Annotated in this window: 7 protein-coding genes and 1 tRNA gene; 4 read left to right on the plus strand and 4 right to left on the minus strand. The window is 44.5% G+C overall.

Annotated features, from left to right (window positions below):
- Nucleotides 1–536 (minus strand): caspase family protein (locus F6K38_RS24580; protein WP_287357762.1); only part of this gene is annotated, 536 nt, incomplete at its 3' end.
- A 172-nt stretch (nucleotides 537–708) separates the two neighbouring features.
- Between F6K38_RS24580 and F6K38_RS24585 the strand changes: the two genes are divergently transcribed.
- The gene (locus tag F6K38_RS24585; protein WP_008180653.1) at nucleotides 709–3255 is read left to right on the plus strand and encodes a glycogen/starch/alpha-glucan phosphorylase; all 2547 of its coding nucleotides are present in this window, start codon (nucleotides 709–711) and stop codon (nucleotides 3253–3255) included.
- 26 nt (nucleotides 3256–3281) lie between these two features.
- On the opposite strand, the gene F6K38_RS24590 is transcribed toward F6K38_RS24585, so the two are convergent.
- On the minus strand, nucleotides 3282–3404 hold the full coding sequence (locus F6K38_RS24590) for a hypothetical protein (protein WP_267871996.1): 123 nt from the start codon (nucleotides 3402–3404) through the stop codon (nucleotides 3282–3284).
- A gap of 311 nt (nucleotides 3405–3715) precedes the next feature.
- Here F6K38_RS24590 and F6K38_RS24595 point away from each other — a divergent pair, with 311 nt between their 5' ends.
- The gene (locus F6K38_RS24595; RefSeq protein WP_008180651.1) at nucleotides 3716–4618 is read left to right on the plus strand and encodes a sulfotransferase family protein; all 903 of its coding nucleotides are present in this window, start codon (nucleotides 3716–3718) and stop codon (nucleotides 4616–4618) included.
- A 20-nt stretch (nucleotides 4619–4638) separates the two neighbouring features.
- Here F6K38_RS24595 and F6K38_RS24600 read toward each other — a convergent pair.
- Nucleotides 4639–4710 (minus strand) — tRNA-Val (locus F6K38_RS24600).
- A gap of 334 nt (nucleotides 4711–5044) precedes the next feature.
- Between F6K38_RS24600 and F6K38_RS24605 the strand changes: the two genes are divergently transcribed.
- Nucleotides 5045–7654, plus strand: coding sequence for a CHASE2 domain-containing protein (locus F6K38_RS24605; protein WP_008180650.1), 2610 nt, complete (start codon nucleotides 5045–5047; stop codon nucleotides 7652–7654).
- Between the two features lie 75 nt (nucleotides 7655–7729).
- Nucleotides 7730–8506, plus strand: a complete 777-nt coding sequence (locus F6K38_RS24610; RefSeq protein ID WP_287250847.1) for a DUF928 domain-containing protein — start codon at nucleotides 7730–7732, stop codon at nucleotides 8504–8506.
- 287 nt (nucleotides 8507–8793) lie between these two features.
- On the opposite strand, the gene F6K38_RS24615 is transcribed toward F6K38_RS24610, so the two are convergent.
- Complete coding sequence (locus tag F6K38_RS24615; RefSeq protein ID WP_287250844.1) at nucleotides 8794–9213, minus strand: helix-turn-helix domain-containing protein; 420 nt, start codon at nucleotides 9211–9213, stop codon at nucleotides 8794–8796.
- Between the last annotated feature and the right edge of the window lie 376 nt (nucleotides 9214–9589).

A 9589-nucleotide genomic window follows, 5' to 3' on the forward strand; every position in this document is an offset into this window, starting at 1 on the left:
GAACGAGTGGCAGTAATCAAGCAGTAAGCTTTATCAGTTGGGATAAATGGGAGCAAGCTTAGTAACTCGCCACTGTAGCAACAATCTAACCAAATCACTACCTGTTTGACTGGGCTAGTTGCGATTTGCTGACCTAATTCCCGCAGAGGATAGCCATAAATTCCCACATCAGGAAAGGCATCACTAGTGACTAAGAAAACGTCTTGTTGTCCATCCACCTCTTGTCTACAGCCATGGCCTGAAAAGAAGAATAGGCCGGTTTCTGGAGGTTGGTTGGGAGGTGGAGGATTAAACAGATTAGCGACTGCTTCCCTTAATTCCTCTAATTTTACTAGTCCTGTGCTCGATAGTTCCCCTGCTCCTTTTTGGGTCAACCCAAGGGGTAAGTCCTGAATCCGAAACGGTTCATAGCCATACTGCTCTAATCGTTGAGCGACATTTTCCCCATCTAATGCCGCAACGGTCAGGTCGTTAAAGTTGGTGTATTCTGGATAACGGTTAATGCCAACGATTAGGGCTTCCCATTCCGGTGTCATTGGAGCGAGGCTGTGAAATTTTTACTAGGGTAACATAGCCTATGGCAGTTCTCAATTGGGTCAGATACTTACGCCCTTGGGGTTAATGGCAGCAGTCACTGACCATGCTTACTCTCTGGCAAAAGAGAATCCATAATAGAGTGACAAGTTTTTGGTCAGGATGAGCCACACTATGAAGGAACCTACCAACCTCACAGAACAAATCAAGGTTAAGGTAGAAGATGACCGCACAGGTATGTCGGTGGAAACCCTTAAGCGAGCCTTTGCTGACAATCTTTATTATATCCAGGGTAAAAATCAGTTTTTGGCTACACCCTACGATTACTATATGGCTCTGGCTTATACGGTAAGAGACCGGCTACTCCAGCGGTGGATTAAAACCTTAGAAACCTATACTAGAAAAAATACTAAGACTGTATATTACCTGTCAGCAGAATTTTTGATGGGTCGCCAGCTCACTAACAATTTGCTCAATTTGGGAATATATGATCGGCTCAGCCAAGCTCTCCACGAATCTGGGCTGGAGCTAGATGACCTGAAAATGCTGGAAGCTGAGCCTGGTTTAGGAAATGGAGGTTTAGGACGCTTGGCTGCTTGTTTCCTGGACTCCTTGGCAACTTTAGAAATTCCTGCTGTTGGGTATGGGATCCGTTATGAATTCGGCATCTTTGACCAGCGGATCATTGATGGTGCTCAAGTTGAACGTCCTGACAAGTGGCTACGGTTCGGCAACCCTTGGGAAATCAGACGCCCAGAATTAACGGTTGAGGTGAATTTCGGGGGTAAGACAGAATCCTACAAGGATGAGGGAGGTCGCTATCGGGTACGTTGGATTCCCGAGTGGCAGGTTTTGGGTACTCCCTACGATATACCAGTGCCTGGTTACAAGAAAAATACCGTCAATACCCTGCGTTTGTGGCGTGCTGGTGCCAGTGAAGAATTTGATTTTGAGGTGTTCGACAGCGGTGATTATGCTGGCTCTGTGACTGAGAAGATCTATTCCGAGAATATCTCGAAAGTTCTCTATCCCAATGATAACACTTCCCAAGGGAAGCAACTACGGCTGGAGCAGCAGTATTTCTTTGTTAGCTGTTCTCTTCAGGACATTATTAATAATTATCGACGAACTAATCGTAATTTCGACCTGTTCCATGAGAAAATTGCGATTCAGCTGAATGATACTCACCCATCGATTGGGGTGGCGGAGCTGATGCGGTTGTTCTTGGATAAGTACAAATTGAGCTGGAATCGAGCTTGGTATATTACTAAGAACACTTTTGGCTATACTAATCATACTTTGCTAGCAGAGGCTTTGGAACGCTGGCCAGTTAGCCTATTTGAGAGACTCTTACCAAGGCAGTTAGAGATTATCTATGAAATCAACCGTCGCTTCTTGGATCATGTGCGTCTGAAGTATCCAGGTGATAATGACCGGCTCAGACGAATGTCCTTGATTGACGAGGAACCTGAGAAGTCTTTGCGGATGGCTCATTTAGCCTGCGTAGGTAGCCATGCTATTAATGGGGTGGCGGCACTGCACACGGAATTGCTGAAGAAGGATGTGCTGCGAGATTTCTATGAATTGTGGCCAAATAAGTTTATTAATATGACCAATGGGGTCACACCCCGTCGGTGGCTATTGCTGAGTAATCCTCAACTGTCGGAACTGATTACTGAGAAAATTGGAGAGGGTTGGGTTACTGATCTAGACCAGCTCAAACAGTTAGAGCAGTTTGTTAATGATGCTGAGTTTTGCGTACGCTGGCGCAAGATTAAACAGCTGCACAAGAAAAACCTGGCAGATTATATTCTGCTGCACAACAATATTAAGGTTGATCCTAATTCCCTGTTTGATGTCCAAGTCAAGCGGATTCACGAGTACAAGCGTCAGTTGTTGAATGTACTCCATATCATTACTCTCTACAACCAGATCAAGGAGAATCCCTCGATCGATATCTTGCCCCGAACCTTTATTTTCGCTGGCAAAGCAGCACCGGGTTACTACTTGGCTAAACTGGTGATTAAGTTGATCAACTCGGTAGCAGAGGTGATCAATGATGACCCTGATGTAAGCGATCGCATAAAGGTAGTTTTCTTAGAAGGCTTCTCGGTTTCCCTCGGAGAGCAGGTTTACCCAGCAGCGGACCTTTCAGAGCAAATCTCCACTGCTGGCAAGGAAGCCTCTGGGACTGGCAATATGAAATTTGCCATGAATGGAGCGTTAACGATTGGTACCTTGGATGGTGCTAATATTGAAATCCGAGAAGAAGCAGGAGCAGACAACTTTTTCCTGTTTGGTCTAACTACTGAGGAAGTATACGCTCTCAAGGCTGGGGGATATAACCCACAAGAATACTATAACAACAATAAACAGCTCAAGCAGGTAATCGATCAGATTGGCTCTAGGTACTTCTATCCCCGTAATCCCGACCTGTTTAAGCCACTTGTGGATTCCCTACTGTACGGCGATGAGTACCTGCTTTTGGCAGACTACCAGTCCTATGTGAATACCCAGAAGCAAGTAAGCCAAGCCTATCGGGATCAGAATCACTGGACTCGGATGTCGATTATTAATGCGGCGAATATGGGCAAATTCTCTTCAGACCGCACGATTCGGGAGTATTGTCAGGAAATCTGGAATGTTGAGCCGATTTCAGTTGACCTAGACGAGTACGACCAGAACTCTGCTGGGTTGAAGCGAGTAAATAATTTACATTAACCTCAACAGTAACTATAGCAGTTCCCTTAATCAGGGAGTCGGGAGTCGGGAAGTGTGGCAAGTGTGGCAAGTGTGGCAAGTGTGGGGAGATGGGGAGATGGGAAGATGGTAAAGATTTTTATAGGGTTTCCTATACTTACGAGGTACATTCAATTTTATTACCCCTACTCCCTGTTTCCTTTGCTATAGTACTTTCTTGATAGTATAGCAGTCGCCAGGGCAGTTAGGACATGACAAAAGTCTCACACCCTTTGTAAGCGCAAGAGTTTGACTTCTGACAAATGACTTCTGACTTTTGACTTCTGCTATAGTTTCTTGATCACGTTTGGTGATATCCACTTTCAACGTGGGTATTATCTTAGTAGGAACTTATAGCAGTTTTCATAGTAATGAGGTACACAGGATTTTTTGCCTATTCCCTATTCCCTATTCCCTATTCCCTATTCTCCCCAGAAATAAAATGAAATTACCGACTTTTTTAATTATAGGTGTGCAGAAGGCAGGAACAACTTCTATTTATAACTACTTAACCCAACACCCTCAAGTTTATATGAGTCCGGTTAAGGAAACCAATTTTTTGGAGAAAGATTGGGAAACGTTACCTCCAGACATCATAACTCCTAACAAAAATCGAATTGATACCTTTGAAAAATATTGTCAACTTTTCCAAGACGTTAAGGATGAAATAGCGATTGGGGAAGCATCCCCTAATTATTTGTTTCATTATCAATCATCTTGTGAGCTAATATCGCGTTATTTGCCCGATGTTAAACTGATTGCTATTCTCCGAAATCCCATAGACCGAGCTTATTCGGATTATTTAATGCATGTTCGGGAAGCGACGGATGTAGCGGGTAAGGTTCAGCCTTTAGCGGAACAGCTTAAGTTTCGCTCTCAGGGGTCGTTTACCCTAAAAAAAGGACTCTACTCCTCTCAATTGAGTCATTTTTTTGAAACGTTTAATCGAGATAAAATAAAAGTTTATCTGTACGATGATTTATGTAAAAATCCCGTGGCTTTGATCCAGGATATGTATCGGTTCATTGGAGTAGATGAAACGTTTATCCCGGATGTATCGAAAAAAGCGCAAGTGGCTCAAGTTCCTAAACTAAAATTGGTTAATGATCTGTTGCGGAAACAAAATCCCTTCAGAACTATGATAGCTTCTGGACTAAAGTTCATCCTGCCAGTGGAGGTGAGGCAAACTGTTCGTTCAGCGCTAATCAACATGAACTCAACTGATAAGAAAAAAGCTGCTCTTTCTAAAGAGGAACGGCAACAGTTGCTGGAATTTTATCGTGATGATATCCTCAAACTCCAAGATTTGATTCAACGAGACCTTTCGTTTTGGTTAACTATTTGATTGCCTACACCAAGATAGAATGGGCGATACTGGGTTCGAACCAGTGACCTCTTCCGTGTGAAGGAAGCGCGCTACCACTGTGCTAATCGCCCATAGTTTTCTAGTCACTAGCTTTACAGTATACCACAAATTACGGTCACGTGACAAGTGGAGTTTGCCTGAAAAGCTGATTTTTATGATATCCCTTGATGCTGAATCAGTGAACTGTGGATCAAGCTAGATATCAAGCTAGATATAAAATCTTAAAACTACACTATAGCATTTTAATACCACCAATTGAAGAGTTGACAAACACAATCGAGTAATGTTATCTTATCGCAAGAGTTTTAATGGTTAGACCCCCATAAACATTCAACTCCAAGCAACCATTAAAATTTCAGACCTTAGTTAACCCTGACGGATGTAGCCCTGACAAACTATTTAAAGATGAGTCAGTTAGTAGTCTTAAAACTGGGAAATGGTAATTGTCAGGAAGGTTTTCCTACTGTTATAGCTCAACTTTGGGAAAGGGATCATCGTACTCTGATGCAGTTTACTGGAGGTTTGCCTGCTGCACCAGAACTGCCTAAACTCTACAAACGCTGGCAATTAATGTATGCAGCACTCTACGGAGGCTTCAGGTGCGATCGCCGTCTGGAAATTCATAACGTTAGTATCACTAATGTTTCAGAAGCTGAGTTTAGGAATCTGTCTCAACAGTTAGAAGAGCAAATTAATACCTGGCTCAATGCTGAAGAATTTCGCAACATTGAACGGCGAGTGCGAACTAAACTAATTCCGTCTGAGGAAATTAGCGTGATTATCGAGGCGGAAGATGACCAAGTGCGACGATTTCCTTGGCATTTGTGGCGTTTATTTGAAGATTACCCCCTGACAGAAGTGGCGTTGAGTAGCCAAGAGTATGAGCCAGTCACGACGCCAGATCGAGAGTCAACGGGTCAAGTTAGGGTATTAGGAATTTTAGGAAATAGTGAAGGGATTGAGGTTGAAAAAGACCGGGCTTTACTTGAGCAGTTACCGGAGGCGGAAACGGTTTTTCTGGTGCAGCCACAACGCCAAGAGCTTAACCACCAGCTTTGGGATAAACAGGGATGGGATATCCTGTTTTTTGCAGGACATAGCAAGAGTGCGGCGGATGCTAAAACTGGTTACATAAGTATTAATCAAACTGATAGGTTAACGATTTCCCAGTTAAAGCATGGTCTGGGAGCAGCTATTACCCGTGGTTTGAGACTGGCAATTTTCAATTCTTGCGATGGCTTGGGATTAGCACGGGAATTGGCTGATTTACATATTCCTCAGTTGATTGTGATGCGGGAGCCGGTACCAGATCCAGTGGCACAGGAGTTTTTGAAGTACTTTTTAACCGCATTTGCTGGTGGAAAATCCTTATATTTGGCAGTGCGGGAAGCTAGGGAACGGTTGCAAGGCTGGGAAGATAACTATCCTGGTGCTAGCTGGTTACCAGTGATTTGCCAAAATCCAGCTGTTGTTGCGCCGACTTGGCAACAGTTGCGCGATCGCAATCAATTGGCTTCTGTTTCAGGTAGCTCTAGTCAGGCTCATGGGTCACAAACCTCTTCAGAGGTTCAAAAGATGATGCGATCGGCTGTAGTAGAGGGTGAAGGTTCATTACCCAGTACCTCCCTTACTCCTTCAGACCAAAAGACTAAGACCTTTTTGCGATCGCATAACAGATCCTACAGACCTTGGCATTTTTGTCTGATTCGGTCACTATGGTGCGATCGCGTTTTGTTACTCAAGGCTAGTGTATTCGCCATGGCTTTGGTGATGGGATTGCGGTGGTTGGGACTATTGGAAGGGCTTGAACTAAAAGCTTTTGACCAACTGATGGGACAACGACCCTATGAAATGGGGGACGAACGTCTGTTGATTGTTAAGGCTACTCCAGAGGATATTAAAAATCAGGAACAGCAACCCAAGCATAGGGCATCGTTATCAGACCATACTCTTACTCGGCTATTTGAGAAACTCCAGGAGTATGAACCAGTAACGATTGGCTTAGATATCTATCGTGATTTTCCGGTGGATCCAGCTTACCCTAAACTAGCAACTTACCTGGGACAAAAGAATTTATTTGGTATCTGTAAAGTTAAAGATGCTAAGGCTGGGGACACCGAAGGGATTTCTCCACCCCTGGAAATTCGGCCAGATCGGATTGGTTTTAGTGATGCTTTACCTGACCAGGGGGGAATCCTCCGTCGCCATCTGTTATCTCTGAACTCACCAGACCTCACGGATAAGTGTACTGCTAAGAATAACCTTAGCTTGTTACTAGCCCTATACTATCTACATGCTAAGGGTATCCCATGGGGCTACACATCAAATCAGCAATTATGGATTGATCGGCCACATTTGGGTAACGGTAAAACTGTTGTGCTGAAGGAATTAAATTCCTATACCGGTGGCTACCACAGAGTGGATGCAGCAGGTAGACAAATCTTGCTAAATTACCGTTCCCGTCGTTCTGTTGAAGATATTGCACCAACAGTCGATGTTGGCGATATTCTCAATGATAAGATTCCGCCCCAGCGCAGGTCCCAACTGAAGGGTCGGATTATTCTTGTTGGTATAGCCGGTCCAATTAATACCAGTAGTGATTACTGGCTCACCCCTTACAGTGCCAGTCAGCGCCTGAGCCAGAAGCGAACACCAGGAGTGGTGATTCAAGGACATATGGTAAGTCAAATCCTGAGTGCGGTTCTGGATAATCGACCCTTGTTGTGGGTTTGGTCAGAATCAACAGAAGTGCTGTGGATTTGGGGTTGGTCTGTGGTAGGAAGTGTAATTGGTTTAGTAATGGGATTCCGCTCAGGCCAGGCTAGGGGTATGCATTGCCTAAGTGGCTTGGTAATCCCGACGGGAGTGGCACTTGGTGCTTTGTATGGCATTTGTTATCTGTTGATTTTGCAAGGGGGTTGGATACCGCTGGTGCCTTCAGCAATGGTATTGGTGCTTACTTCGGTGGGTATGGTTTTGGTAGTACGTTATACAGCATGTTCCAATCAGATGTGAAACTAGGATTGATGCAAAAAGGGAACTTCTCAGACCCAGTCAGCATCTTCCTTGGCAAAAGCATCGGAGTTGACAATGGTTAAAATTAAACTGCTTTATGGGATTGCGTTTGCTCTGGCGACTCTCACCAGCTACCCAGCACAAGCGCAATTGATGGAATCCACTGGCAATAGGGCTGAATCTATAGCAGTAGAGTTTAAACAGCCAGATTATTCAGGTGATGCGCCGAGCGGACGTAGGCGAGGTACAGGTAATCGTGGATATTGTCCTATGGCTGTTTCTGAAACGGGAGGAAACCTTACGATGACACCTGTGATCGATAAAGATAGTAGGGGATTGACAGTTAATGAGTCTCCGACTATCTGGGTTAATGTTTCCTATCAATCTGAAAGTTTTGAGAGGGGGCTTTCTGGGGAATTTTCCTTGCAGGATTCAAAAACTAACACCAAGCTTGCTCCAAAATATTTACCTGTTACTTTGCCAAGTCGGTCTGGTGTGTTTAGCATACCTCTTCCCTACTCCTTAGAGGTTGGTAAGTGGTATCGCTGGCATTTGATCCTTGATTGTAATTCTCCAGATTCGTTTTACGATGACTCGGTTTTGTTTATTAGAGGACTCTTGAAACGGGTTGAATTGCCAAAGTTTAAGTATGAGTTAGATACAAAAAACTCACAGCAGAAGCTAATGACAGTTTATGCTGAAAATGGCATTTGGTATGATGCCTTGAATCAAGCAGCTAAACTTCGTTGTAGTAATCCACAAAATGCTACGTTTGCTGAGGCTTGGTCCCGATTGTTGAAAGCGGTTGAATTGGAAGAAATTGCGCAGGAAAGTTTGATCTGTCGGGAATAGTTTAGTTTAACTACAAGGGAGCAGGGACTTCGGAGCAGGGAACAGGGAACAGGGAACAGGGAACAGGGGAGAGGGTTTGATGGTTTTTTTATGTAAGCATTTAGCTAATGCGCTATGCGCACGCTTCGCGAACAGCTAATGCGCTACGCGCACGCTTCGCGAACAGCTATCAGCTATAAGTCATCAGCTATAAGTCATCAGCTATAAGTCATCAGCAAAAGGCTGACGGCTGACGGCTGACGGCTGAATGCTCAATTCCTACTTATCTAATTTAAATCCACAACAGCTTAGGCGATCACTTTAAAGTCAGAAATCGTCTCAATCCATACCCGTGCTCCACACTTTAGGGGATCATCTGGGCGATACATGACCCGACAGGGGCCATTGACTTCTACGGTATGACCGTAAGTGTTTTTAGATCCGCGTTTTACCGTAATCACGGGATTGCGTTCGCCGGTGTTGTGATTTTGGCGAATCACTTTTTGATTAACGTGGATAACAGCTTTAGTGTAATTTGTGCGCTTTGACCAATTCCGCTTTGGTCCGCGAGTACCAGGGGTGATTACTGGCATGCCATCAAATAAGGGAATTACCCAAGTTCTACCGACCTTATAAGCTCCTTTGACTCTGCCCTTGCTCAACAGGAAACGGACGCGAGTGGCAGAGATACCTAGTAATTCAGCGGCTTGTGCGGTAGAAATCATCATGGCGGTAAAACCATTGCTTTAACGATATTGTTATATTAACACAATTTTGGAGAAGATGCAAGGGGTAGGTGGGAAGGGTGGGGAGTGTGGGAAGGGTGGGGAGTGTGGGGAGTGTGGGGAGTGTGGGGAGTGGGGTTAAAAAAAACTATTGCATTAGCGCCAGAGGTGATGTGGGAGGTGTAGGTGGTAAATATGGGAGGCGTGGGGAGTGTGGGGAGTGTGGGAGGCGTGGGAGGTGTGCGCAGTAGGGTCAAAAAACTATTGCATCCGCACTAGGTGTGATTTGGGTGGTGTAGATGGTTCAAAAAAACTATTGCACTGTCGCAAGTTAGTCTTGAGTCTTGATTAGTGCTGTTAAGTTTTCTAGTAAGTGTGA

Origin of the sequence: Moorena sp. SIO3B2, from assembly GCF_010692525.1 — a bacterium.
In the GTDB taxonomy this organism is placed as follows: domain Bacteria; phylum Cyanobacteriota; class Cyanobacteriia; order Cyanobacteriales; family Coleofasciculaceae; genus Moorena; species Moorena producens.

What these genes read in the sequence shown, in the direction of transcription:
- F6K38_RS24585 (WP_008180653.1), top strand. Translation starts at nt 709, where the DNA reads ATGAAGGAACCTACCAACCTCACAGAACAAATCAAGGTTAAGGTAGAA.
- F6K38_RS24590 (WP_267871996.1), bottom strand. Translation starts at nt 3,404, where the DNA reads ATGTACCTCGTAAGTATAGGAAACCCTATAAAAATCTTTACCATCTTC.
- F6K38_RS24595 (WP_008180651.1), top strand. Translation starts at nt 3,716, where the DNA reads ATGAAATTACCGACTTTTTTAATTATAGGTGTGCAGAAGGCAGGAACA.
- F6K38_RS24605 (WP_008180650.1), top strand. Translation starts at nt 5,045, where the DNA reads ATGAGTCAGTTAGTAGTCTTAAAACTGGGAAATGGTAATTGTCAGGAA.
- F6K38_RS24610 (WP_287250847.1), top strand. Translation starts at nt 7,730, where the DNA reads ATGGTTAAAATTAAACTGCTTTATGGGATTGCGTTTGCTCTGGCGACT.
- F6K38_RS24615 (WP_287250844.1), bottom strand. Translation starts at nt 9,213, where the DNA reads ATGATGATTTCTACCGCACAAGCCGCTGAATTACTAGGTATCTCTGCC.